The organism is Paenibacillus terrae, from assembly GCF_000943545.1.
Classification (GTDB): Bacteria; Bacillota; Bacilli; order Paenibacillales; family Paenibacillaceae; genus Paenibacillus; species Paenibacillus terrae_A.
This window is the reverse complement of record NZ_JTHP01000072.1, coordinates 1-26,077: the sequence shown is the minus strand read 5'-3', so window position 1 is coordinate 26,077 and position 26,077 is coordinate 1. Positions and strand designations below refer to the sequence as shown.

Genomic DNA, 26,077 nt, shown 5'->3' with positions numbered 1-26,077 from the left:
TTAGCGCGTTTCACTTTAACAACGAAGTCCAGCGCCTCCTCAAGCGTGTACGACGGCAGCCCCGTATCTACTATCGGCTTACGTCCGCTAATTGTCTTGCGGCCTGTGCGTTTATCCATACTAAAAAACCTCCTACGCGTGGTTAGCGTAAGAGGTTAACGGAATCGTATAGGTATATCGGAATCATCTAGCTCAATTTTCGTGTAAAATCGTATAGCTTTCGATCCACATATCGTACTGTAAACGTTGATACAGCGCGATTTATTATAGTGGCGGAAAGAGTGGGAGTCGAACCCACGCACGCCTTGCGACGCCTAACTGATTTCGAGTCAGCCCCCTTAGACCTCTTGGGTACCTTTCCGCAGCAAGGATTATTATACCATCATTGTGCCCATGATGCAAGTTCATTGTTACCCAAAATCACTCAGCTACCCCGGCTCAATTCGTTTCTGAATTTTGCCCGTCAGCGTTAGCTTTTGAACGCAGCACCTTCTTCATATTCTTTTCGAACTTGGCACGCGGAATCAGCACACTGTGCTGACAACCGACACATTTGATCCGAATATCCATTCCCATACGGATAATCTCCATTTCATTCGTTCCGCAGGGATGGGGCTTCTTCATCTGCACAATGTCCCCCAGTTCAAACGACTTACGCTCCACCCTTCTCTCCCCCTTTTCTTTCTTGCTCGTCTTCCTTCTCGAGAGTTACCGCCGTCTCCAACGCGGTCTGACGATGTTCCTCATCCTCTAGTGCCTTCTTAATGTTATTCTGAATATCACGTTCTACCGCAGCCCCTGTATTCGGCATACACTCCGCCACAACACGCACAATATACTCTGATGTCGTCATCGACTGAACCCCCAGAACATCAGGTATATTCAGCACCTGCACATTGGACTCTTCAATGCCATGGATCGCTTGTTTTACCAAACCAACAGCTTCCTCCAGAGTACGTTCTGCCTTCATCGGCACATCCACCACCGCCAACGAGTTGGACATGGAAAAGTTCGTAACCGTCGTAATGGAGCCGTTGGGTAAAATGTAGACCTCCCCTTTCCAGCTCACCAGCCTGGTTGTACGCAGCCCAATCACTTCTACTGTACCTTTGAAGGTTCCTGTCTGAATAACGTCTCCTACGGCAAATTGATCCTCGAAAATGATAAAGAACCCGGTAATCACATCCTTAACCAAGCTCTGCGCCCCAAAACCAACGGCCAACCCAAGCACTCCGGCTCCGGCAATCAGAGGCCCGAGATTAATGCCTATTTGAGACAATACCAGCATAATCAGAATAAAATTGAATACGATATTGGTTACATTTTTCAGCAGTTCTCGGACGGTTGTTAGACGCCTGGTATTCAATTGAAACCTGCTGTTCTCTCCCTTTTGCTGCATCGACTTATCTATAATTTTATTAATAACACGAATAAAGATACGTGTGATGATAAATATAATAGCAATCTTCAAAACCACAAACAACAAGGTCGACCACATCGTACTATCTGAAAGCCAGTCCCATATAACATCCTTCCAGTGCATCGCATCCTTCACAACAGCAGTCGTCCCTGTATTGTTCTCCAACCAATGCATTAAGGTCATTCTGTTGCTCCTCCTTACACAAGGGACACTCTTCTGGTTTCCCAAATTCTATTGTCTACTACATAAGCCCATCTACTGGTTTCATTCATTTTGCTATGAATAATCTACTTCCCCGAGTATAAAACGCCAAACTTATCCATATACTATCTACTATCTTGAGAATAATTGTTACCCGCAGGCTAATTGTTATTCTCTAAGGCAGTTTACTGCTGGTTTTCATCTCTGATCAATGCCAAGCCAACAGCTAACGGTCTATATAAAGCGAGCGCAATCTGCACACTCCATTACAGAGCGAAAGGAAGATTCCATGACTCATCCATCTGACTTCATTCCGGGGCAAGAACCCCTTAGCTTAAAAATATCACACACCGACCCCGGGATCCAATCAGCCATCATCCATCGTTTGCTGTTCCATTTGCACCAGGCGCCCAGTCTGCAAAATATCGTTATTATTTGCATCGGCACCGACCGCTCTACTGGAGATTGTCTCGGCCCGCTCGTAGGTACCCAGTTGTCACGTTATAAAAGCCCGCTCTTTCATCTTTACGGAACATTAGAGGAGCCTGTACATGCTATGAATCTGCAAACAACACTGGACGGCATACACACCCGGTACGACCAGCCCTATATCATCGGCATAGACGCATGTCTTGGACAAACCTCCAGCGTTGGATGCATTCAGGTTGCGGACGGGCCTTTGAAGCCTGGAGCGGGGGTAAATAAAGAATTACCGCCGGTCGGCGATATCCATTTGACAGGAATCGTTAACGTCGGCGGCTTTATGGAATACTTTGTGTTGCAAAATACAAGACTAAATCTGGTGATGAAATTATCAGATATCATTGCTGGCAGCTTATACTCCGCGATTAAGGAGTGGCATTACCGTTCCGTCCTGCTTGCTGCGCAAGAGTAACGGCTTCTTTTTCTTCAGGAGATAAGGAATAGGATGACTGCCCCGCTTCCAGGGGCTTGGCATACACATAAGAGCCATCCCGGTTATAAATACCGGTTAATACGATACCATCCTGATTATCATCTACAATGGCCATGGAGAAGCTTAGATCGCTCCCTCGCTCGCCAAAGGCATTATAGCGTTTGATACCTATATGTCCCTTCAGGCCAGTCAGTTTACTGCGTAGAGATTCCATACTTGCACGATGGGCTTCCTGCTCATCCTCAATCGTATCCATTTGCACCTTCAAATCAATCAGCAGCGTTTCCAAATTCTCGACACCGCTGCCTGCCATCATGGTTTCATACTTTCGCCGCATCTTCTTCAACTTTGCACCCTGCACAATGATAACAATCAACAGGATGAGCAAAATTAGCACAATCCCTGCAACGATTCCGGCAAGCTGTTCCATGATTAGTCCGTTCAATTCAGCCATATGCTTGCTTCTACTCCTCTACCTCAAAAATCATGTCACTGCATACCTCTTATTTTATACGTTTGAGAACAGCGAAACAAATCACAGAAGGCTATTAGTTTATCCATTCACTTCCAGACAAAGCAAAGACATATCTCACTTCCCGTTCCGACCAAGGAGACATGTCCTATTTCATACAGACTACTGCAATAGTTCCAGTAATCTTTCCAAATCCTGCTGGCTGTAATAATTCAATTCGATTTTACCTTTATCCTTGTTATGCTTAATTTTCACAGTTGTTTTAAAACGTTCACGCAAGGACTCCTCCATATGATCAATAAAAGGGTCCTTTTTTCTCACCTTGGGCTTGGCCTTCGCTTCACCAGGCTTATGGTCCAACTGCTGTACGGCTTCTTCCAGCTCCCGAACACTCCACTGCTGCTCAATGCATTGTGTCGCCAGTTGCTTCACCATGTCCGGATCTTTGAGCCCAACAATCGCTCTGGCATGTCCCATAGATAATGTTCCACGTGAAACATGATCCTTAACTTCCTCCGGCAATGCAAGCAAACGAAGGAAATTCGCAATATGAGAGCGCGACTTACCCACTTTCAAGGACAATTCCTCTTGAGTTAATGAGAACTGATCCATTAATCCCTGATAAGCTACTGCTATTTCCATCGCATTTAGATTTTCGCGCTGCAAATTCTCAATCAGGGCAATCTCCATTACCTGCTGATCAGTAAAATTGCGAACAACCACAGGTATCGTCGAATTCCCACAATATTGGGAAGCCCGGAATCTTCTTTCACCTGCAATAATTTCATAGCCTCTTAATACACTACGCGCAATAATAGGTTGAATAACACCGTGCTGACGAATGGATTCTGCCAGTTCTTTAATCGATTCCTCATCAAACGTTTTGCGAGGCTGGTACGGATTTGCACGCAACTGACTAAGCGGAATGTCAACAACCTTGTCCTCATCATTGACTGTAAGGGAGGGAATGAGTGCATCCAGCCCTTTTCCCAACCGTTTACTCATAAGATGCCACTTCCTTTGCCAACTCAATATATACTTCTGCCCCACGGGAGCGGGGATCATACGTAATAATGGACTGGCCATGTGATGGTGCTTCACTGAGTCTCACATTGCGTGGAATAATCGTCTGATAAACCTTGCTTTGAAAATACTTTTTCACTTCTTCAATCACCTGAATACCCAAATTGGTGCGGGCGTCAAACATCGTTAACAACACGCCTTCAATTTGCAGCGAGGTATTCAAGTGCTTTTGTACCAATCGTACCGTATTCAGTAGCTGACTTAATCCTTCCAATGCGTAATATTCACATTGAATGGGGATAATGACCGAATCAGAGGCTGTTAAAGAATTAAGTGTCAAAATCCCCAACGACGGAGGGCAATCAATCAATATATAATCGTATTTATGCTTGACGAGCTGGAGCGATCTTTTTAATCTTAGTTCACGAGAAATGGTCGGTACCAGCTCAATTTCCGCTCCTGCCAGCTGAATGGTGGCCGGAATAATATCCAGTCCCTCAATCTGTGTACTGACAATCGCTTCGCTAGGATCAACCTCATTAATGAGTACATCATAAATGCAATTTGCCACATCCGCCTTATTGATACCCACACCGCTCGTTGTATTACCTTGCGGGTCGATATCCACGAGCAATACCCTTTTGCCGAGGGAAGCAAGTCCGGCGCCCAAATTCACGGAAGTAGTTGTTTTGCCCACTCCGCCCTTTTGATTGGCTACGGCTATTATTTTTGACACTTCATTCACCTCATAATTTAATCGGAATCCTGCTATATTTCTTGAACAGCATTTTGCATCATTCGATTCCCAACGCTTAAAAGTACAATAGATAGACGAACTAAGCCGTTTCGATCTATTTATTGCTGATTTAAAATCGCTCTTGCGATTGTTGCAAAATGCTTATATTGCAAAATCGTCTAGTAAAACGATTCTCCATCATTAGCTTACGGATAACGGCAATTTTTTAAAATAGAATACGAGTATGCTGCGGTTTTAATTGGCGTTAGACAGAAAAAGCGGCAATTGCTGCCGCCTGTACGCTTCATCCCTTACTTACGTTTGGGAATTTGAATGACAATCTCATAGTGATCCTCATGATCGGATTCCTTGGTCTTGATATCCAAGCCTGAGCCAGACACCATATCAATGGATTGACGAATCGTATTCAGCGCAAGCCGGACATCCTTAGTAAAGGAAATCCGCTTGGATTTCTTCATCGTGGACACTTGTTTATAAAAGGCGACTCTCGCCTCTGTCTGTTTCACATTGAGTTCCTTGGCGATGACTTCATCCAAAACCTTATATTGTAGCTCTTCAGTCTCTAATGACAATAACGCACGGGCATGACGCTCGGACACTTTCCGTTCCATTAGAGCATTTTTCACTCTCTCTGGCAGGTGAAGCAGCCGTATCTTATTAGCAATAGTGGATTGGCTTTTGCCAAGTCGCTGAGCGAGGCTTTCCTGGGTGAGCTGATGCAGATCAATCAGCTTCTGATAAGCTACAGCTTCTTCAATCGCTGTTAGCCCTTCCCTTTGAAGATTCTCAATCAACGCGATAGAAGCAGCTTGTGAATCATTAAACTCACGAACAATGGCTGGAATGGTATCCATCCCCAGCTTGGTGACAGCCCTCCATCGACGTTCCCCTGCTATAATTTCGTATTGTCCATTACGGAAACGAACGACAATCGGCTGAATTACACCATGCGTCTTAATGGTCTGGCATAGCTCATCAATCTTCTCGTCGTCAAATATGGTGCGGGGCTGATAAGGACTGCTGACAATATCCCCAACTGGAATTTGTTTTATTTCGTCCCCAGTAGATCGCTCCGTCAAACCAAATAGCTTGGAAAATTGTTCTTTCATTCCGTATAATACCACCTAATTTCATAATAGCACCATACTAACAGCGCTTCGTGAAAAACAGTTCCTTACGCGGATCGTAGACCCTTTTATATGAGACAGCGCTGTAACCGGGTACACTCCACGTATTCTCCCTGGCATTGTTGTCCCACTTCCCCCTTATGTATATCGGAATCGAACGGTACGGGAAGCAGTCAACTTAAATCAAAAACGATTATCTCTATTCTATCACTTTTCCAGCCATAATCCTATCGTCTCTACCAGCTTTTCGGAAGGATCAGATAATAAATTGCACACCCAATCAGATGCCTATTTATCCATGCTTCTCTACACCGTAAATAAAGACCTTCTGCATCTATACGGTGTTTATGTTAAGAGCATTGCAAGCCATAAAAAAAGTGAATGTTTCACGTGAAACATTCACTTTCTTTCAATTGGTTACACTAACGGTGTTTTTAAAGGCGTACCCGGCTTACGCGGATATTTCCGTGGTGTAGCTGCTCTTTTTTCAATAATAATCATATGTCTGGCTGCATCCTCCACAGGTAACTGAAAAGCCTGAATATGCTTAATCTTCCCTTTAAGCTCTTTCAAGCTATAGGAAGCTTCCTTGATTTCTTCCGTCGGATCACTGCCCTTCATCGCAGCAAAATGACCCCCTTCACGGACAAAAGGCAAACAAAATTCATTCAGTACCGCAAGACGGGCAACGGCTCTGGCGGTGACCAGATCGTAGCTGTCGCGGTATCCCGTTTTACGACCCAACTCCTCTGCCCTGCTATGGACCAGCTCCACGTCTTCCAATCCTAGCTGCTCTACCACATGCGCCAAAAATTGTATGCGTTTGTTCAACGAATCCACAATGGTCAAATGAATCTGCGGAAAGCATATTTTCAAAGGAATACCGGGGAATCCTGCACCCGATCCGATATCCGCCAAGCTTTCCACATCATTTAACGGAACATAAAAGGCCAGCGAAAGAGAATCGTAAAAATGCTTGGTGTATACCGCATCACGCTCTGTAATGCCCGTCAGGTTCATCTTTTCATTCCACTCAACCAGCACACGGTAATACGTTTCGAACTGCTCTAGCTGACTGTCATTAATTACAATGCTATGCTCTGCCAGTCGCTGCTTAAATTGCTGTTGTATCGCGTCCATTATGATCCCCTTGCTGCCGTTACACGGTTATAATGCTCCAGATAAACGAGTAAAATGGAAATATCCGCAGGAGTCACACCCGAAATACGGGATGCCTGACCAATCGACATCGGACGAATTTTCGCAAGCTTCTGCTTGGCTTCAATCGCCAAACCCTGAACCTCATCGTATACGATATCCTCTGGAAGCTTTTTCTTCTCCATCTTTTGCAGGCGTTCTACATGCATCAGTTGTTTCTCAATGTAGCCCGCATACTTAATCTGGATTTCCACCTGCTCCTGTTCTTCCTCAGTCAGAGCTACAGCCGAAGGTGAAATTTGTGCCACTTGCGCATAGCTGATCTCTGGTCGACGCAACACGGTTAACAAATTACTACCGTCCTGTATCGGTGCAGATCCACCTTGCTCCAGCATCTCATTTACATCAACCGGACGAACTTTCGCCAGACGCAAACGCTCAATCTCTTGCTCTACCTTTTGCTTCTTATCCAAAAAGCGCTCATACCGTTCATTCGTAATCAGGCCGATATCATGCCCGATTGGAGTCAATCGCAGATCCGCATTATCATGACGCAGCAACAGACGGTATTCTGCACGGGACGTTAGCAAGCGGTAAGGCTCATTCGTACCCTTGGTCACCAGATCGTCGATCAGAACCCCGATGTAGCCTTGGGAGCGGTCCAGCACGACAGGTTCTTTGCCCTGCACCTTACGAGCCGCGTTAATGCCTGCCATAATCCCTTGACCCGCAGCTTCCTCGTAACCGGAAGTGCCGTTAATTTGACCCGCCGTGAACAGGCCGGGCACTCTTTTCGTTTCCAACGTAGGCCATAATTGTGTAGGTACCATGGCATCATACTCAATCGCATAGCCGTTACGCATCATTTCTACCTTTTCCATCCCCGGAATCGAGCGCAGCACAGCTAATTGCACATCCTCAGGCAAGCTGGTCGACAAGCCTTGAACATAGTATTCAGATGTGTTTTTACCCTCAGGCTCCAAAAAGATTTGGTGCTTCGGCTTATCACTGAAACGCACCACTTTATCTTCAATAGATGGGCAATAGCGTGGTCCTGTTCCTTCAATCAGACCGGAGAACATTGGCGCACGATGCAAATTATCATTAATAATCTGATGAGTTTCCACTGAAGTATAGGTCAGCCAGCAAGGAAGCTGCTCATTATCCGAAGACTTCGTTTCATACGAGAAAAACTTCGGTTGATCGTCCCCTGGCTGAATTTCCGTTTTGCTAAAATCAATCGTGTCCTTATGCACGCGCGGCGGCGTACCCGTTTTGAATCGGACCAGATCAAAGCCTAGCTCACGCAAATGCTCAGACAGTCTCAATGAAGGCTGTTGATTGTTCGGGCCACTTTCATACATCAGCTCACCCATAATGATTTTACCACGTAAATAAGTGCCTGTAGTCAGGACAACCGCTTTGCTTCGGTACTCTGTCCCCGTCTTCGTGATGACACCCACGCAATGACCGTTTTCAATAATCAGCTCTTCCACCATTCCCTGGCGCAAGGTCAGATTTGGTTCCTTTTCCATCGTTTCCTTCATCGCATGCTGATAAGAAAACTTGTCTGCCTGTGCGCGCAATGCGTGGACCGCAGGCCCCTTACCTGTGTTCAGCATCCGCATTTGGATAAACGTCTTGTCGATGTTCCGGCCCATTTCACCGCCCAAAGCATCAATTTCGCGCACCACATGCCCCTTGGCAGGACCGCCAATAGACGGGTTGCAGGGCATGAACGCGACCATATCCAGGTTAATCGTAATCATTAACGTACGGCAGCCCATCCGGGCTGCTGCCAAGGCGGATTCTACACCCGCATGGCCTGCCCCTACGACAATTACGTCATAGTCGCCTCCTCGATATCCCATACCTTTCTTACCTCCTTATGCACTTCGGTCTTCGCGTACCGAATATGCTCTTGTATATCTATAACGATAGTAGGGCTTAACCCAGCCATACTCGAATGTCCTATTTGCCCAGACAGAATTGTGAAAATATTTGATCGATTAACGCATCATGCGCCGTATCGCCCACAATCTCGCCCAAATGCTCCCACGCCAGCCTTACATCAATCTGAATCATGTCAATCGGAACGAATTGATCAGCGGCTTCATAGGCATCTACCAACGATTGGCGAGCCTTCTTTAACAAAGCAATATGCCGTACATTGCTGACATATGTCATATCGGCTGATTCCAGCTTACCGCTAAAGAACAATTGTGATATGGCCTGCTCCAACCGATCTGCTCCCTCATTTTCCTTTACAGACATCGGTACGATAAGCTCTTCAGGAACATAACGCAGCAGCAAATCCCGGTCTACTTGGGCCGGTAAGTCCATTTTATTCATAATGACAATCGCTTGTCTACCGCGGATTTGTTCCATTAATGCCATTTCATCCTCATGCAGTGGTTCGTTAGCGTTAATTACGATGAGCAGCAGATCCGCTTCACTGACCGCCGTTCTCGAACGCTCTACCCCGATCCGTTCCACTACATCCATCGTTTCCCGAATGCCAGCCGTATCCAGCAGCTTCAGAGGAATGCTGTTAATCGTCACATATTCCTCAATAACGTCACGGGTCGTGCCCGGAATATCGGTCACAATCGCCCGTTCGCCCTGAGCCAGTGTATTCAGCAGCGAGGATTTCCCCACATTCGGTCTTCCGACAATCGCTGTGGTTAGGCCCTCACGTAAAATTTTCCCCTGCTCCGCTGTATGCAGCAGCCGATCAATTTCCACCATGACCTGACTGCTCTTATCCTTGATTAACTCAGACGTAAAAGATTCCACATCATGCTCAGGATAATCAATGTTCACTTCAATATGAGCCAGTGTCTCTACCAGAACATGACGCAAACGGCGGATATTCTGTGACAGTTGTCCATCTACTTGCTTCAAAGCTACTGAAAAAGCTTTATCCGACTTCGAGCGAATCAGGTCAATGACTCCCTCCGCCTGACTCAGATCAATACGACCATTCAGAAAAGCACGCTTCGTGAATTCGCCCGGTTCGGCCAAACGTATATTTTGCAGCAATAGTAAATCCATCACCCGTTTGACGGCTACAACCCCGCCATGAGTACTGATTTCTACGACATCTTCTGTTGTAAAAGAGCGTGGCGCCCGCATAACCGTAACTAGAACTTCCTCCACCTTTGCCTGGCTTTGAGGATCTATAATATGTCCATAGTGTACCGTGTGAGATGGAGCCTTGCTTAGAGGCGTTTTGCTCCGAAACAAAGCTTCCACTTCCGTAACGGCTTCCGGGCCGCTGACCCGTACAACCGCAATGCCCCCTTCGCCGACAGCAGTTGCAATGGCCGCTATGGTATCGCTCAGCATATGATTTCTACCTCCTATCAAGTAGAAACGGCATTGCCGTCCTTGATCAAGGACGGCAACCGTTTCAGCGAGAAATATAAGAACAATTAGAGTGAAACCTATAAAGTCTTATGTTTAAAAAAAAGCAATGGCTTCTGCACCTTGCAGAGAGCCATTGCGTCGGATTATTTTTTAGCAATGACGACGCGCCGATTCGGCTCGTCCCCCTTGCTGTATGTTCTAACCAGCGCATGCTGTTGAAGCTTGGCGTGAATCAGCTTCCGCTCCTGTGACGGCATTGGCTCCAGCACTACTTCCTTGCCGTAACGAATAGCTTGGTTGGCCAGCCGATCCGCCAAATCCTCCAGCGTTTTTTGCCGACGTGCGCGAAATTGCTCGGCATCCAGCACAATCCGAATGAATTTGTCAGAATGACGGTTGGCAACGATATTCGTCAGGTACTGCAATGCATCCAGCGTCTGTCCCCGGCGGCCGATCAGCATGCCGAGCGACGGACCGGATATATCCAGTATGCTTTCATCCTTGCGGTGACGAACATCCACTTCCACATCCAGTCCCATTCCCGCTGCTGTTTCATGAATAAAACGTACAGCTTCTTCATAGGGATCTGCATGGCCCGTGGAGGCTTCCTTGCTCGTACGTACTTCCTGCGTAACAGGTTCAGCTTCCGTAACAACAGCCTGTCCCACGATAGGCGCTTGTGTCGATACATGATGTTCAGCCGCGTGTGTGGTTTCGGGAGACGGATCAGACAGCAGCGTAAGCTCTACCTTCGCCTTCTTGACCCCGAGCCACCCCAGGAATCCTTTTGACGGCTGTTCCAACACGTTTACGGTTACCCGTTCACGGCTTACTCCCAACTGGGAGAGTCCTTGTTTTACAGCATCTTCAACGGTTTTTCCTGAAGTCACGACTTTGGTCATCTCGACTTTTTAGCCCCCTTCGAGTTTCTGCCACCTTTTTTCTTGTTATTGCTATTGGAGGAACCTGTTTTCGTAAGACTGGCTGTTTTCACATTTGCCAGCGCAACTTCTTTATCCTTATTCCGATAAAGGAAATAGTTTTGAATAATCGTGTAAATATTACTGTAGAACCAGTATAACGGCAAAGCAGATGGGAAGTTATACGACATGAACAGAATCAACACCGGATAGACGTACAGCAAAAATTGCATGGGTCCCTGCTGCGGAGTCGGATTCATTTTCATCATCATCCAGGTTTGGATGAATGTTGTGATTGCTGCCAGAATTGGCAGGATAAAGAGGTGATCCGGTTTACCTAACTGGAGCCACAAGAAATCATGATCCCGCAATGCCGAGTTATAGTAAATGGCATTATAGAGCGCGATAAAAATAGGCATCTGAACGACCAAAGGAAGACAGCCCGCCATCGGGTTGACCTTGTTTTCCTGGAACAGCCTCATCGTCTCTTGCTGGACTTTCTCAGGCGTATCCTTGTATTTCGCTTGAATTTCTTTTAATTGCGGCTGAATGGCCTGCATAGCTTTAGAACTGCGTACTTGCTTGAGTGTAAGCGGCAAAATAATGGTTCGCACGATAATCACCAGAACCAGTACGGCCAGGCCATACTCTCCAGAGAACCATTGGGCAAATGTATCCAGCGCATACGAAAACCAGTAAACGACATATCTTTGCCAAACTGATCCATTGGCCAAGTCTGCCGTCGTGTAAGAATTGTGGGCCGTCTGGGCACATCCCGACAGCACAGCAACAAGTGCCAATAAGGCAATCAGGAGGAACCATTTCCCCCGTTGAGTCTTCAAACGCGACACTTCATAACCCCTTTCTTAACCAATCCATTCCAACGTAAATCATACCATATCCTGTAGGACAAAGATACTGACTATCGACGTGAAGACTTGAGCAGCGAGGCTTTGCGCAGAACGTGCAGCACGCTTTTCTCCAGCTCCTGATACGACATTGTAACCGCTCCCTTGCGGACGATAAAAATCAGATCAATTTGCTCCACCAATTCATGCTCATGATGACGCACAATTTCCTTGACAATTCTGCGCATCCGGTTACGGACTACGGCGTTGCCGATCTTCTTGCTGGCCGAAATTCCAACGCGGAACTGCTCTACCTCTCTGCGGCGGAACCAGTACACCACAAACTGATGGTTGGCAAAAGATTTGCCATGGCGGTATACGCGCCCAAAGTCCGCCCGGTTTCGTAGACGCAATTTTTTTTGCACGGCGCTTCTCCTTGCTCATCTCTTTTACACATGCCGGCAAGCCAATCCTTACCTCTTATGTAGTAAGAAGTATGGACAACATTCCGCCATGGTAATCTCGCTTATTTTACATCCTTTTTCAAAAGCTTCATCTAATATAGAGCAGGACGCGGTGCTTCTCCCTCTTTTTTCACTGCATTTCTACAGACGTAGGGAAAGCGATCCGGCCCATAAATACCTTCATTATGAAAAAAAAGACCACCGTAGTGGTCTTTATGCACGCATTACGCACTCAATACTTTTCTGCCTTTTTGGCGACGAGCTGCCAAAACTTTACGGCCATTCTTTGTGCTCATTCTTTTACGGAAGCCGTGAACTTTTTTACGTTTGCTGACATTCGGTCTGAAAGTCGGTCTCATTGTACTGCACCTCCTTACAAGGAATACGTTTTATATGGAATATACCTAACATAGCAATCTCCACAAAAAACACCTTTGTACATTTAACCATAAATAGCGGCCAAAGTCAATGTACAGCGAAATCCCCTCCCCCCAAATCACGCAATCCTCTCCCTCTTTTTCACGCCCAGAGATTTTGCTCCTTCATCCAGTTCACTTATCCCACGCTCTTTTGTCCTTTTTTATCCCGGATTTTCTTTGACCTTCTTTCTTCAATATCAGCTTGTCTACATTTTGCGTTCCTTCCACCACTCCTGTTCCTTACTGTTTGCTTTTCCTTCCTAATTCCTTCACACCGTCTCTATTTTGAGATCGCATATTTCCAAGCATCATAACCATATCATTAAAAATGTTGTCGGAAACGTTACCGGAAATTTTCAACAGAAAAAACGCCTCCTATGACCAAAAGGCAACAGCTGTTATGCACAGATCCACAAAAAAAGCTGAATTGTGATTTAAATGGTCATAACCTGTGCATAACATTTTGGGACGATAAAGAGTTATTGTCGAAAACTGAACAAATTATAAACAATATCTTGTGTTGTGAATAAAAATTGTACACAACAGATTGAATTTGTGGATAAATAACCATGAGTCATTGAAATACAAGGCTTCTTTTGCTATGATGATATTACTTTTGAATGTGAATATGTTGTTTTACCCTCCATATTATCAACACCCTGTGGATAAAGTTGTGAACAAGTTCAATTTATCCATCTTTTTATTTTTGTGCGGATTCGGGATTCTGGGGATATATTCTACATTTTTCATTTGATTTCGACATATTGCAGTCCCGTTTTGGCCTGCGGGATCAAGAGAACGGATCGTGCCGCACATACCCTCCTGAGAAATATCGCCTTCTTCTGCCGATCAGCAGCGGATTTTTCCATTAGCTTTTTTTCAGGACCATTTTGTGCTGCGTTCTCTCATCACACTGCCGCATGATTTAGGCGGCGGTATGTCTTTTTATGGCCTTCAACAACATTTTTGGGATTTTAGGCGTTTTGCCGAAGCGCCGGGAGCAGCTCTCTGCAGCTTAAACGGCAAAATGTCAGGATTTAAAAGGAGTGACGTCTGTGGACAGCCATACCTCTGAACTATGGCAGCAAATTCTATCCATCATACAAACCAAGCTGAGTAAGCCGAGTTACGACACTTGGTTTAAGGCTACCAAGGCAGCGAAACTGAATGACCACTCCATTGTGATTTCCGCACCGACAACTTTTGCCGTGGAATGGCTTGAAAGCCGCTATACCAAGCTAGTCGGGGCAACGGTTTATGAAATTTTGGGCAAGCAGCTGGAGGTCAAGTTCGTCATTGAGGAGAACAAGCCCGCCGAGTTCGATCTCCAGCAACAACCTCAGCAGCAGCCGGTCGTACATGAAGAAGCCGTGTCCCATATGCTGAATCCCAAATATACATTCGATACGTTTGTCATCGGATCGGGGAACCGTTTTGCCCATGCAGCATCGCTGGCCGTCGCCGAGGCGCCGGCCAAAGCTTACAACCCGCTGTTTCTGTACGGCGGCGTAGGTCTGGGAAAAACGCATCTGATGCACGCCATCGGGCATTATATTTTGGAACACAACCCGGCCAGCAAGGTCGTGTATTTGTCATCGGAGAAGTTTACGAACGAATTTATTAATGCCATCCGGGACAACCGCGGGGAAAGCTTCCGGAACAAATATCGTAATATTGATATTTTGCTCATTGATGATATTCAGTTTATTGCAGGCAAGGAGTCGACGCAGGAGGAATTTTTTCACACGTTCAATGCGCTTCATGAGGAACGCAAACAAATTATTATCTCAAGCGATCGTCCGCCTAAGGAGATCCCAACGCTGGAGGAACGGCTGCGTTCCCGCTTTGAGTGGGGATTGATTACAGATATTCAGCCGCCGGATCTGGAAACGCGAATTGCAATTCTCCGGAAAAAGGCGAGAGCGGAGAACCTTGATATTCCCAATGAAGCCATGATGTATATCGCCAACCAGATTGATACGAACATCCGTGAGCTGGAAGGGGCGCTGATTCGCGTTGTTGCCTATTCCTCGCTGACCAATCAGGATGTGACAAGTCATCTCGCGGCCGAGGCGTTAAAGGACATTATTCCTTCCAGTCGTCCCAAAATGATTACCATTCAGGATATACAGCATCAAGTTGGGGAATTTTACAATTTGCGCCTGGAGGATTTCAAAGCACGCAAGCGGACGAAGGCTGTGGCTTTTCCACGGCAGATCGCCATGTACCTGTCACGCGAGCTAACCGACTATTCGTTGCCGAAAATCGGAGAAGCCTTCGGTGGACGCGACCATACAACCGTCATTCATGCGCACGAAAAAATCTCCAAATCCATTCAAGTGGATCAGGAGCTGTTCAAAGTTATCAACAGCCTAATAGAAAAAATCAAAAATCCAACCTGAACAAGTTCAGAGCCTATACACAACTTATACACATGTGGATAGGCTTGATTTTATTAGGCTTTCACCGACTTATCCACATATTCAGTGCGCCTATTACTATTACTAATAGATTTTAAAGATATACATCACCTAAATAAGGCCCGCGTCAACGCGTGCTTGAAGGATTAAAACCCGTAGGAGGAACTTATGAAGATCAGCATTTTGAAAAACGTATTGAACGAGGCTATACAACATGTATCCAAGGCCATATCAAGTCGGACCACGATTCCGATTTTGAGTGGTATTAAGCTGGATGTGAATCATCAGGGAGTAACGCTAACTGCCAGCGATACCGACATCTCCATTCAATCCTTTATTCCGATGGAGGATGGTGACCAAACTGTCGTTCAGGTCGAACAACCGGGAAGTGTTGTACTGCCAGCCAAGTTCTTTGTCGAAATTATCAAGAAGCTGCCGTCTCAGGAGATCCGTATGGAGGTAAAAGACCATTTCCAAACCTTCATCTCATCCGGTGCAACCGAAATTCAGATGGTGGGTCTGGACCCTGAGGAATTCCCGGTGCTTCCGAGCATTGAAGAAAATCAGGTTATCTCTGTACCAGGAGATTTGCTCAAAAACATGATTAAACAGACCGTTTTCTCCATTTCCACCCACGAAACGACACCTATTTTGACAGGGGTATTGTGGAATTTGGCTGAGGGCGAATTGAAATTTGTAGCAACGGACCGCCACCGCCTCGCCACCCGCAGCGCCCGTTTGGAAACGTCCGAAGGCTTACGTTTCAGCAATGTTGTCATTGCAGGTAAAACGTTGAACGAGCTGAGCAAAATTATTCCAGATCAAAATATGCTTGTGGATATCGTCGTAGCAGACAACCAGGTATTATTCAAAATTGACCGGGTTCTGTTTTATTCCCGTATTTTGGACGGAACATATCCGGATACTTCTAGAATTATTCCAACCTCCTACAAAACAGAACTGCTTGTGGATACAAAAAGTTTGAGCGAATCCATCGACCGTGCTTATTTGCTGTCCCGTGAAGAAAAAACGAATATTGTAAGAATGCAGTCGCTGGAAAACGGTGGCTTGGAGATTTCCTCCAGCTCCTCCGAGCTGGGTAAAGTGCGTGAGGAAGTCACAGTCTCCAAATTTGAGGGAGAGCCACTCAAAATCTCGTTCAACTCGAAATATATGCTTGATGTGCTGAAGGTGATTGACAGCGAGCAGCTGACGATTGCTTTTACCGGCATTATGAGCCCGATCATTTTAAAACCGGCAGACTCCAGCAATGCACTGTACATCATCCTGCCATATCGGACCACCAACTAACGTCTAGCGTCACTTATTGAGAGCAAGCGAAAGGATGAACAAGCCTTGAAACGGATATCTATACAGACCGAATACATCAAGCTCGATCAATTTTTAAAATTAGCCGATTGTGTTTCTACAGGGGGAATGGCCAAAGCTCTGTTGCAGGGGGGGCAAGTTCGTGTCAACGGTGAGCCGGAAGAACGACGCGGAAGAAAATTGTACCCGGGCGATACCGTAGAAGTAGAGGACAACGGAAGTTTCGAGATCACGGCAGGAGCATGATCGCCTGGTCGGCAAGGACTCCTTTTAGGTGCGGAGTAACAAGGGGGACCCTATGTGTTTGTGAACAATATTGTTTTGCAGCAATACCGGAACTATGAACAGCTGGAGCTGAATGAATTTGGGCCCGTTAATTTGCTGATCGGACAAAATGCGCAGGGCAAAACGAACCTGGTAGAGGCGATTTTTGTCCTGGCTCTGACCAAAAGTCATCGGACGTCGCGCGACAAGGAGTTGATCTCTTTCGGAGCTACCTCAACTCACCTTGCTGCGGATGTGGATAAAAAATACGGAAAAATCAGGCTGGATCTGTCGTTATCCACACAAGGCAAAAAAGCGAAGATCAACGGACTGGAGCAGCGAAAGCTGAGCGATTTTATTGGTTCGCTGAATGTCGTTATGTTTGCACCTGAGGATTTGGAAATCGTCAAGGGAACACCGGGGGTACGCCGCCGGTTTCTTGACATGGAAATTGGACAGGTTGCTCCGGGATATCTGTACCATTTGCAGCAATACCAGAAAGTGCTGGTCCAGCGTAACAATCTGCTCAAGCAAGCTTGGGGCAAAGATATGGCTTCCGTACAGCTCATGCTGGAGGTATGGAATGAGCAACTTGTTGAGCACGGTGTTAAAATTGTTAAAAAGCGGAAACAATTTATAACAAAGCTGCAAAAGTGGGCTCAGGCCATTCATGAAGGGATCGCTGGAGGAGCTGAGGAGTTAAAATTAACCTATGTTCCCTCCTTCAGCGAGCCGGAGGAAGAAGATGAAGCTGTCTTATTGGAGCGATTTATGATAAAGTTATCCCAAATGAGGGAACAGGAAATCCGCCGTGGTATGACTTTGGCAGGACCCCATCGTGATGATTTGGCCTTTGCCATTAACGGCAGGGAAGTGCATACGTATGGCTCTCAGGGGCAGCAGCGGACGACTGCCCTGTCCTTGAAGCTGGCTGAAATTGAATTAATCCATGAGGAAATTGGTGAATATCCTGTCCTGCTGCTGGATGATGTTCTATCCGAACTGGACCCCTACCGTCAGACCCAACTGATCGAGACCTTCCAGAGCAAGGTACAGACCTTTATTACGGCAACTGGTATTGAGACCTTGAATGCAGAACGGCTCAAGGATGCCAGTATTTATCACGTCCACGACGGGCATGTGGAACACTAAGGAGTGATTGACCGCTATGTATATTCATCTGGGTGGAGAAAAAATCATCCGCTCGTCAGAGCTTGTGGCTATTTTCGATATCTCGATTGAAAAATCCTCTAAAATCTCCAAGCAGTACGTGAACCACGCCCAACAGCAAAAGCATGTCGAGATGATTGGTGAAGAGGAAGCCAAGTCCATCGTGGTGACTCAAAATACGGTGTATTATTCCCCCATCTCCTCAACAACTCTCAAAAAGCGGGCAAACCAGTTTGTTGCCAATGCTTAACCATAGAATCTATAGAAGTAGGTGAAAGGCATGTCTATGAATCAACCGTCTTATGATGCGGGTGAGATTCAGGTCCTGGAGGGCCTGGAGGCGGTTCGGAAACGTCCCGGGATGTATATCGGTTCCACCAGTGCCAAAGGGCTCCATCATCTGGTCTGGGAAGTTGTGGACAACAGCATTGACGAAGCGCTGGCAGGCTATTGTGACAGCATTCAAGTTGTCGTTCACGAAGATAACAGCGTTACCGTTACAGATAACGGACGCGGTATTCCAGTAAGCGAACACGCCAAAATGAAAAAATCTGCGCTGGAAGTCGTTATGACTGTGCTTCACGCAGGTGGTAAATTCGGAGGCGGAGGGTACAAAGTATCTGGCGGTCTGCACGGTGTTGGTGTATCCGTAGTGAACGCCCTCTCCAGCAAAATGGTCGTTCATGTCAAACGGGATGGGCATATGTACGAGCAGGAATACCATCGCGGTGCTCCGCAGTATGATGTCAGAGTCATTGGCGATACGGACGAAACCGGTACCCAAACGACGTTCTACCCGGACGATCAAATTTTTACAGAAACGACCGTATATGACTATGAGACGCTCCAAACGCGGATTCGTGAGTTGGCTTTCCTGAACAAAGGAATTGCGATTAGCTTGACCGATGAACGGACTGGCGCCAGTGATACGTTCCACTACGAGGGCGGAATCAGTGAATACGTGCAATTTTTGAATCAGAAAAGAGAAGCACTTCATGAGCAACCGATCTATGTCGAAGGCTCACGCGATATGATTCAGGTCGAAGTTGCGCTGCAATATAACGACAGCTATACCGAAAATATTTATTCTTTCGCCAACAACATTAACACCCATGAAGGCGGCACGCATGAATCTGGCTTCAAGAGCGCATTGACCCGGATCATTAACGATTATGCACGCAAAAATGGCTTTATCAAGGACAACACCGCCAACTTGACGGGTGACGATGTACGTGAAGGACTGACAGCGATTATCTCCGTCAAAATCCCGGAACCTCAGTTTGAGGGTCAGACTAAAACGAAGCTGGGTAACAGTGAGGTGCGCGGGATTGTCGAATCCCTGTTCGCAGAGAAACTTCAGGAATTTCTGGAGGAAAATCCGTCTGTCTCCCGTCGCGTTGTGGATAAATCATTACAAGCAGCCCGTGCTCGTGAGGCTGCACGTAAAGCGCGTGAGCTGACTCGTCGTAAAAGTGCGCTGGAAATCAGCTCTCTCCCAGGTAAGCTGGCAGACTGTTCTTCCAAGGATGCGTCGATTAGCGAACTGTACATCGTCGAAGGCGATTCAGCGGGCGGATCGGCCAAGCAAGGCCGTGACCGTCACTTTCAGGCTATTTTGCCGATTCGCGGTAAAATCCTGAACGTCGAGAAGGCACGTTTGGATCGTATTTTGTCCAGTGATGAAATTCGGTCAATGGTAACGGCTATGGGAACGGGGATTGGCGACGATTTTGATATTGCTAAAGCTCGTTATCACAAGGTCATTATTATGACCGATGCGGACGTCGACGGAGCCCATATTCGGACGCTGTTGCTGACATTTTTCTATCGGTACTTGCGTAAAATTATTGACGCCGGCTATATCTATATTGCTCAGCCGCCGCTGTTTAAGGTAGAACGCAATAAGGTCGTACGTTACGCAAACTCTGAAGCCGAACGTGATGCTATCATCAGTGAATTCGGAGAAAATGCGAAGTACAACGTACAGCGTTATAAAGGTTTGGGTGAAATGAACGCAACCCAGTTGTGGGAAACGACAATGGACCCTGAGAGTCGTACAATGCTTCAAGTTACCATCAGTGATGCAATGCTGGCTGATACGATGTTCGATACCCTAATGGGCGATAATGTTGAACCGCGTCGCGACTTTATTCAGGAGCACGCCAAGTACGTGAAAAATCTTGATGTTTAAATTTACACTATTCCATCATGGACGGCTGTATTAACTGCTTTCATGATGGATTTTGCCAAGGGGCGCTCAGATTGAGCGTCCCTTTTCTTGTCATTAACCCGTCGGGTAGAATTTGAATATTTAATATCAAAGCTCTACGCCTTTTTCTTAGTGCGTGCAGGTTTACCCGTGGATGCTGTATAACGGCCGTAGCCTACAGCATACCTGAATATTTTATGATATAGGCTTTTGTTGGGCAGGGAAGAGAACACCTTAATGGCTGGCCTCGTATTCACTTCCAAAATCCACGGATAGATTTGCTGATCTAGTCCTATATCCAATCCAATTTCCCTCAAACGGGGATATCTTTTTTGTAGCTGCCAAGCTACCCGTTCGCCCATTTTCGAAAGTTTTTGCTCCAGTCGTACCGCTTCCTTTACATCCAGATATGGAGCTACCAGTTCATTGAAAAAGCGCACTGTGCCCCCGCTGTGGTGATTGGTGACGACTTTGTCAGGAGCAGCTACGCGTCCTATGATGAGCGTCGTCTCCCATTGCTTTCTCAAGTTCATCTGTGTTAATACCCGTAGATCAAAGGGACACGTTTCATGATGAAGAAGGGGGATTCCTCGTTGAATTAGATAAGGGCGCTTCCGTATGCGATGAGAAACTGCTTTATGCAGGTCTTCCAGATTTTCGAAGGTGTGGGTCTCTACCTCATAACGAAGGATGTACCACGTTCTTTCCCCGATAATTCCCTCTTCAGTCGGCGGAAGCGGTTCAGTGAGTCTTTCTGCGCGCATAACCCCTTTCCCATAAGTACCGTTATCCGGCTTAATATAGACGGTTCCGTACACTGCCAACATTTCATTCAAGTGTTCCATTGCATACAAACGTGTTTCTGGTACATAAGCGGACAACGACGGATTGGGGAGAATGACATTTGTTTTGGTCCACTTACTGGATACTCGTTGAATAGACAAGTATTCTCATCCCTTTCTTTTGAAAATGTAAGTCACGTTCTATGGAATTCAAAACGCTTGAACAAAACAAGGGAAACTAAAGGACAAGTGCGTAAAACAATGATATAATAGAGAAATACGGCGTTTTTTCGGAATTGTGCTCAGATAACCCTGACCGTATACGTATTGTATGTGGAAAAGGCCTTCAGGGTGGGGGCTAATCCCCAGTTCGGGGGAATTTGTCATGATCAGGACCTGTGAGCCGTACGATGCGTTAGCCATCTGCTGCTCACAGAAGGGCAACTTCTGAGGGTTTTACGCTGTAAAGCGGACAGATGTGTTTAATTGTGCTCTTTTTGTGAAAGTAATATAATTATACAGATGAGGATTTCAGCCAAAATCCTGCGCACAGAGCGGAGTATATAGGCAGTGTCTTGTTAGGCTTTTCACATAGAGAGCAATGTATTGAAGGATGAGAAGGAGGACCAGCATGGCGGATCAAAAAAACTCGCAAATCATCAACAGGGATATCGGAGTGGAAATGCGCGAATCCTTTATGGATTATGCCATGAGTATTATTGTTAGCCGTGCCTTGCCTGATGTGCGGGACGGACTGAAGCCGGTACACCGCCGTATTTTGTTTGCGATGTCCGAGCTAGGCATGTCGCCAGACAAACCATACAAAAAATCGGCAAGAATCGTCGGTGAAGTTATTGGTAAATATCATCCTCATGGTGATACGGCCGTATACGATACGATGGTTCGGATGGCGCAGGATTTTTCTTTGCGTTATATGCTGGTGGACGGACACGGTAACTTTGGCTCCGTTGATGGAGATATGGCGGCTGCGATGCGTTACACGGAAGCGCGATTGTCGAAGATCGCGATGGAAATGCTGCGTGATCTGAACAAAGAGACCGTTGATTTTATGCCGAACTACGATGGTGAGGAGAACGAGCCAGTCGTGTTGCCTGCGCGTTATCCTAACTTGCTGGTGAACGGTGTCGGCGGGATTGCGGTCGGAATGGCTACTAATATTCCTCCGCATAACTTGGGAGAGGTTATTGATGGTGTACAAGCACTGATTGAGAACCCTGACATTACACCGATGGAACTGATGGATTATATTCAAGGGCCGGATTTCCCGACAGCAGGTTATATTTTGGGACGCTCGGGCATTCGTCAGGCATACCAGACTGGCCGCGGATCTGTAACTATGCGTGCGAAGACCACCATAGAAGAGATTGGCAATAAAGCACGGATTATCGTGCATGAGCTGCCTTACCAAGTAAATAAGGCTCGTCTGGTCGAAAAAATTGCTGAATTAGTACGTGACAAACGTATTGAGGGCATCACCGATCTGCGGGATGAATCGGACCGTACGGGCATGCGTGTCGTTATGGAGTTGCGCAGGGATGTGAATCCGAACGTTGTTCTGAACAATTTGTTTAAGCATACGGCAATGCAGTCCACTTTCGGTATCAATATGCTCGCAATTGTAAATAACGAGCCGAAGATTCTGAACCTGAAAGATGTCTTGTATCATTACCTCAAGCATCAGGTTGAAGTAATTCGTCGTCGTACAGAATTTGATCTGAAAAAAGCCGAGGCCAGAGCACACATTCTGGAAGGTTTGCGCACTGCCCTTGACCATCTGGATGAGGTCATTGCATTGATTCGTTCCTCACAGACCGCAGAAGCAGCGCGTGAAGGACTGATTGAACGCTTCTCGCTGTCTCTTGAGCAGGCTCAGGCCATTCTGGATATGCGTCTGCAACGTCTGACTGGCTTGGAACGTGAGAAGATCGAGAACGAATACAATGAGTTGTTGCAAAAGATTGCAGAATACCGCGAAATTTTGGCCAACGAGCATCTGGTGCTTAACATTATCAGCGAAGAGCTTAATGAGCTAAGAGGGCGTTTCGCAGATGAACGTCGTACTGAAATTACAGTGGGTGAAGAGAGTATTCTGGATGAGGATCTTATTCCCCGTGAGGATGTTATCATTACTGTAACCCATACCGGATATATTAAGCGTCTTCCCGTGACTACTTATCGTAGTCAAAAACGCGGCGGTCGTGGTGTAGTGGGGATGGATACCAAGGATGAGGATTTCGTAGAGCATCTGTTCATTACGAATTCACATCATCATTTGTTATTCTTCACCGACAAGGGTAAAGTATATCGGATTAAGGCCTATGAGATTCCTGATCTGAGCCGGACAGCCCGGGGGACACCGATCATTAACCTGATTCAGATTGAGCAGGGCGAGTCGATCAATGCGGTTATTCCAATTGAGGAATTTGTAGAGGACAGCTATCTGTTCTTTGCTACTCAGCAAGGGATTATCAAGAAGACACCGCTCGATAACTACGCTAATATCCGTAAGGGCGGCTTGATTGCCATCAACCTGCGTGAGGATGATGCCCTGATCGAAGTGAAGCTGACCGATGGACAGCAGGAAATGATCATTGGTACGGCGCAGGGCATGTCTATCCGCTTCCCTGAGAGTGATGTACGTTCCATGGGTCGTAGTGCCACTGGGGTTAAAGGTATTACTCTCGATAAGAGTGACGCTGTAATAGGCATGGATATTGTTGATACCAGCCTGGATATCCTGATCGTAACAGCCAAAGGATATGGCAAACGTACTCCTGTAGTGGATTACCGTATTCAAGGCCGTGGAGGTAAGGGGATCAAGACGATTAATGTCACGGATAAAAATGGTCCAGTTGTTGGCCTCAAGGTTGTAAAAACCGAAGAGGATCTGATGATCATTACAGCCAGTGGAACCTTGATTCGGACCAGCATGGAGGAAATTTCGACGATGGGTCGGAATACACAAGGGGTAAGGCTGATCAACATCCGCGAAGATGATTCGGTTGCTACCGTTTGTCGTGCGAACAAGAATGAGGAGCAGGATGAATTGCTCGATGAACTGCTCGAGGAGCAGGATACTAACCTAGAAGTTGGTGAGGGTGCATCTCCATCACCAGATGATTCAGCCCTTAGTACGGATGTAGAAGGTACACAAGGTAACGATTCGGAGCCTTCTGAGGACGAGTAACAATCCACCGATATAAACAGTGGTGTTGGTTTTTAAATGACGGGGAAGACTCCTTGGCCATTGGTCAGGGAGTCTTTTTCTATTGCCGACAGATGAATACAGCAAGTATGCTAAAAATCATATAAAATGAATGTACAGGAGCAGGTTCAAGTAATATAATGACATAATAAAAACTGACAGCTAGAGCTGCTGTTATGAGAACAGAGAGGTTGACCATGACAACAGTACCCGTTTCCGAATTAAAAGCAGGACTTAGATTGCAAAGCGACGTATTTACTGAAATGGGCAGCTTGCTGCTCCCGAAGGGCCGTATTTTGCTACCGCGTGATTTGGAGATTTTACAAGCATTCCTGATCCAGCAAGTAGAAGTAGGGCCTGATGGTTCGGCAAAAGCTGGTGAAGATCATGCTACTGCTCGAGTTGGGGCTCCTGAAGCGCAATCCCCTTCGTTAGAGGAGCGGGATGAGTCCGTTTTATTCCAGGAAGAGTACGACAAAATGGTGATGCTCGTGAAAAATGCATTCCAATCGGTACTCGTATCTAATCTATCTATATATGAGTTGCGGGGGCAGTTGGAAGCCTTACTGGTATACATCCAGCGCTATAATGTAATGACGTTTACTCCGCGTGCCATGATTGAAGTTGATTATATTTTTCATAATGCGGTACTAACCTCTCTGACTTCGTATTCTATTGCTCAATGGATTGGCTTGCCCCAAAAGGACTGGATGCAGGTTGCTTTTGCCGGATTACTCCATGATATTGGTAATGCTAAAATGGACCCGGCCATTCTGTACAAGCCCTCTAAATTAACGTGGGAGGAGCAGGAAGAAATTCGTCAGCATACCTCATTAGGCTACCAATTACTCAAAAATGTGAAGGCCATTAATGAAGGAGTACGTCTGGCAGCTCTTCAGCATCATGAGAAAGTGGATGGTACCGGATATCCATTGCGACTCAAAGGGGAGCAAATCCATATTTACGCTAAAATCGTTGGAGTGGCTGATGTATTCCATGCCATGACACTGGAGAAGACCTACCGACCAGCACAATCCCCGTATCTGGTACTGGAGCAAATCAAATCAGAATCATTTGGTGAGCTGGACCCGGGTGTTGTACAGGTTTTCATCCAAAAGCTCACTCAATTCAATAACGGAACCAAGGTGCGTCTCAATGATAACCGTACAGGGGAAATTATATTTGCTGATCGAGACCATCCGACTCGTCCGTTGGTGCAGGTAGACGGGGAAATCATTAACTTAATGGTTCAAAGAGAGCTTTATATCGAGTGCATTGTTACTTAAGTAAGTTTTTTTGAAAAAAAAGTTGCACAATATAATAAAAGTATGATATATTACTTCTTGTCGCTTCAAGTGTTATCGAATAGAGCGAAAAACACTTTTGAAAAAAAGTGTTGACACAACTGAGAGATACATGATATACTATAAAAGTTGCTGAGGGGATGAAAGAAACCCTGAGGTGAAAAAAAAAGAAATGTTTGATCTTTGAAAACTGAACAACGAGTGAGTAAATGATTTTGTTCGCAAAATCAACCACGAAGATTTCGGTACCTACCGCAAGGTTGTATGAAATCGGAGTGT

At 46.2% G+C, this 26,077-nt stretch carries 23 protein-coding genes and 1 tRNA gene; 9 read left to right on the top strand and 15 right to left on the bottom strand.

The window, feature by feature from the left end; all coding sequences use genetic code 11:
• Positions 1-270 precede the first annotated feature (270 nt).
• From QD47_RS25190 to QD47_RS25180, 3 genes are all read right to left on the bottom strand, one after another.
• Positions 271-361 (bottom strand) — tRNA-Ser (locus QD47_RS25190).
• A 77-nt stretch (positions 362-438) separates the two neighbouring features.
• Entirely contained in the window at positions 439-663 is a 225-nt protein-coding gene (locus QD47_RS25185; RefSeq protein WP_025683694.1) for a DUF951 domain-containing protein, read from the bottom strand.
• Positions 653-1,603: a mechanosensitive ion channel family protein gene (locus QD47_RS25180; RefSeq protein WP_044648685.1), complete on the bottom strand. Its 951-nt coding sequence runs from the start codon at positions 1,601-1,603 to the stop codon at positions 653-655. Before QD47_RS25180 ends, QD47_RS25185 begins: the two co-directional genes overlap by 11 nt.
• 307 nt (positions 1,604-1,910) lie before the next feature.
• Between QD47_RS25180 and yyaC the strand changes: the two genes are divergently transcribed.
• Positions 1,911-2,516, top strand: a complete 606-nt coding sequence (yyaC, locus tag QD47_RS25175; protein ID WP_044648684.1) for a spore protease YyaC — start codon at positions 1,911-1,913, stop codon at positions 2,514-2,516.
• Here yyaC and QD47_RS25170 read toward each other — a convergent pair.
• The 11 genes from QD47_RS25170 to rpmH all read right to left on the bottom strand — a co-directional run bounded on the left by QD47_RS25170 (position 2,470) and on the right by rpmH (position 13,034).
• Positions 2,470-2,991 carry a DUF4446 family protein gene (locus QD47_RS25170; RefSeq protein ID WP_014278998.1) on the bottom strand — a complete coding sequence of 174 codons (522 nt, stop codon included), beginning with the start codon at positions 2,989-2,991 and terminating at the stop codon, positions 2,470-2,472. The two genes, yyaC and QD47_RS25170, sit on opposite strands and share 47 nt — an antisense overlap.
• Positions 2,992-3,171: 180 nt before the next feature.
• Positions 3,172-4,014, bottom strand: a complete 843-nt coding sequence (locus tag QD47_RS25165; RefSeq protein ID WP_044648683.1) for a ParB/RepB/Spo0J family partition protein — start codon at positions 4,012-4,014, stop codon at positions 3,172-3,174.
• On the bottom strand, positions 4,007-4,768 hold the full coding sequence (locus QD47_RS25160; protein WP_025683689.1) for a ParA family protein: 762 nt from the start codon (positions 4,766-4,768) through the stop codon (positions 4,007-4,009). Before QD47_RS25160 ends, QD47_RS25165 begins: the two co-directional genes overlap by 8 nt.
• 311 nt (positions 4,769-5,079) lie before the next feature.
• Complete coding sequence (gene noc / locus QD47_RS25155; protein WP_044648682.1) at positions 5,080-5,898, bottom strand: nucleoid occlusion protein; 819 nt, start codon at positions 5,896-5,898, stop codon at positions 5,080-5,082.
• 435 nt (positions 5,899-6,333) lie between these two features.
• Complete coding sequence (gene rsmG / locus QD47_RS25150; protein WP_044648681.1) at positions 6,334-7,056, bottom strand: 16S rRNA (guanine(527)-N(7))-methyltransferase RsmG; 723 nt, start codon at positions 7,054-7,056, stop codon at positions 6,334-6,336.
• On the bottom strand, positions 7,056-8,945 hold the full coding sequence (gene mnmG / locus QD47_RS25145) for a tRNA uridine-5-carboxymethylaminomethyl(34) synthesis enzyme MnmG (protein WP_044648680.1): 1,890 nt from the start codon (positions 8,943-8,945) through the stop codon (positions 7,056-7,058). The genes rsmG and mnmG overlap by 1 nt, the downstream gene beginning before the upstream one ends.
• 100 nt (positions 8,946-9,045) lie before the next feature.
• Positions 9,046-10,422: a tRNA uridine-5-carboxymethylaminomethyl(34) synthesis GTPase MnmE gene (mnmE, locus tag QD47_RS25140; RefSeq protein ID WP_044648679.1), complete on the bottom strand. Its 1,377-nt coding sequence runs from the start codon at positions 10,420-10,422 to the stop codon at positions 9,046-9,048.
• Positions 10,423-10,586: 164 nt separating this feature from the next.
• On the bottom strand, positions 10,587-11,345 hold the full coding sequence (jag, locus tag QD47_RS25135) for an RNA-binding cell elongation regulator Jag/EloR (protein ID WP_044648678.1): 759 nt from the start codon (positions 11,343-11,345) through the stop codon (positions 10,587-10,589).
• Positions 11,342-12,214: a YidC/Oxa1 family membrane protein insertase gene (locus QD47_RS25130; protein WP_044648677.1), complete on the bottom strand. Its 873-nt coding sequence runs from the start codon at positions 12,212-12,214 to the stop codon at positions 11,342-11,344. The genes jag and QD47_RS25130 overlap by 4 nt, the downstream gene beginning before the upstream one ends.
• Before the next feature lie 71 nt (positions 12,215-12,285).
• Entirely contained in the window at positions 12,286-12,636 is a 351-nt protein-coding gene (gene rnpA / locus QD47_RS25125) for a ribonuclease P protein component (RefSeq protein WP_013312817.1), read from the bottom strand.
• Positions 12,637-12,899: 263 nt separating this feature from the next.
• Positions 12,900-13,034, bottom strand: a complete 135-nt coding sequence (rpmH, locus tag QD47_RS25120) for a 50S ribosomal protein L34 (RefSeq protein ID WP_007433250.1) — start codon at positions 13,032-13,034, stop codon at positions 12,900-12,902.
• Positions 13,035-14,149: 1,115 nt separating this feature from the next.
• Here rpmH and dnaA point away from each other — a divergent pair.
• The 6 genes from dnaA (at position 14,150) to gyrB (ending at position 20,468) form a co-directional block, all read left to right on the top strand.
• Positions 14,150-15,496 carry a chromosomal replication initiator protein DnaA gene (gene dnaA / locus QD47_RS25115; protein WP_014279007.1) on the top strand — a complete coding sequence of 449 codons (1,347 nt, stop codon included), beginning with the start codon at positions 14,150-14,152 and terminating at the stop codon, positions 15,494-15,496.
• 186 nt (positions 15,497-15,682) lie between these two features.
• On the top strand, positions 15,683-16,825 hold the full coding sequence (gene dnaN, locus QD47_RS25110; protein WP_044648676.1) for a DNA polymerase III subunit beta: 1,143 nt from the start codon (positions 15,683-15,685) through the stop codon (positions 16,823-16,825).
• A gap of 45 nt (positions 16,826-16,870) precedes the next feature.
• Positions 16,871-17,089: a S4 domain-containing protein YaaA gene (gene yaaA / locus QD47_RS25105; protein WP_044648675.1), complete on the top strand. Its 219-nt coding sequence runs from the start codon at positions 16,871-16,873 to the stop codon at positions 17,087-17,089.
• Between the two features lie 54 nt (positions 17,090-17,143).
• Entirely contained in the window at positions 17,144-18,259 is a 1,116-nt protein-coding gene (gene recF, locus QD47_RS25100) for a DNA replication/repair protein RecF (protein WP_014279010.1), read from the top strand.
• Positions 18,260-18,275: 16 nt separating this feature from the next.
• Complete coding sequence (gene remB, locus QD47_RS25095) at positions 18,276-18,527, top strand: extracellular matrix regulator RemB (RefSeq protein ID WP_007433255.1); 252 nt, start codon at positions 18,276-18,278, stop codon at positions 18,525-18,527.
• 30 nt (positions 18,528-18,557) lie between these two features.
• The gene (gyrB, locus tag QD47_RS25090) at positions 18,558-20,468 is read left to right on the top strand and encodes a DNA topoisomerase (ATP-hydrolyzing) subunit B (RefSeq protein WP_044648674.1); all 1,911 of its coding nucleotides are present in this window, start codon (positions 18,558-18,560) and stop codon (positions 20,466-20,468) included.
• Positions 20,469-20,602: 134 nt separating this feature from the next.
• On the opposite strand, the gene QD47_RS25085 is transcribed toward gyrB, so the two are convergent.
• Positions 20,603-21,430, bottom strand: a complete 828-nt coding sequence (locus QD47_RS25085) for a YheC/YheD family protein (RefSeq protein WP_044648673.1) — start codon at positions 21,428-21,430, stop codon at positions 20,603-20,605.
• Positions 21,431-21,899: 469 nt separating this feature from the next.
• Between QD47_RS25085 and gyrA the strand changes: the two genes are divergently transcribed.
• Complete coding sequence (gene gyrA / locus QD47_RS25080) at positions 21,900-24,476, top strand: DNA gyrase subunit A (RefSeq protein ID WP_044648672.1); 2,577 nt, start codon at positions 21,900-21,902, stop codon at positions 24,474-24,476.
• Positions 24,477-24,691: 215 nt separating this feature from the next.
• The gene (locus QD47_RS25075) at positions 24,692-25,780 is read left to right on the top strand and encodes an HD-GYP domain-containing protein (protein WP_044648671.1); all 1,089 of its coding nucleotides are present in this window, start codon (positions 24,692-24,694) and stop codon (positions 25,778-25,780) included.
• Positions 25,781-26,077: the final 297 nt, after the last annotated feature.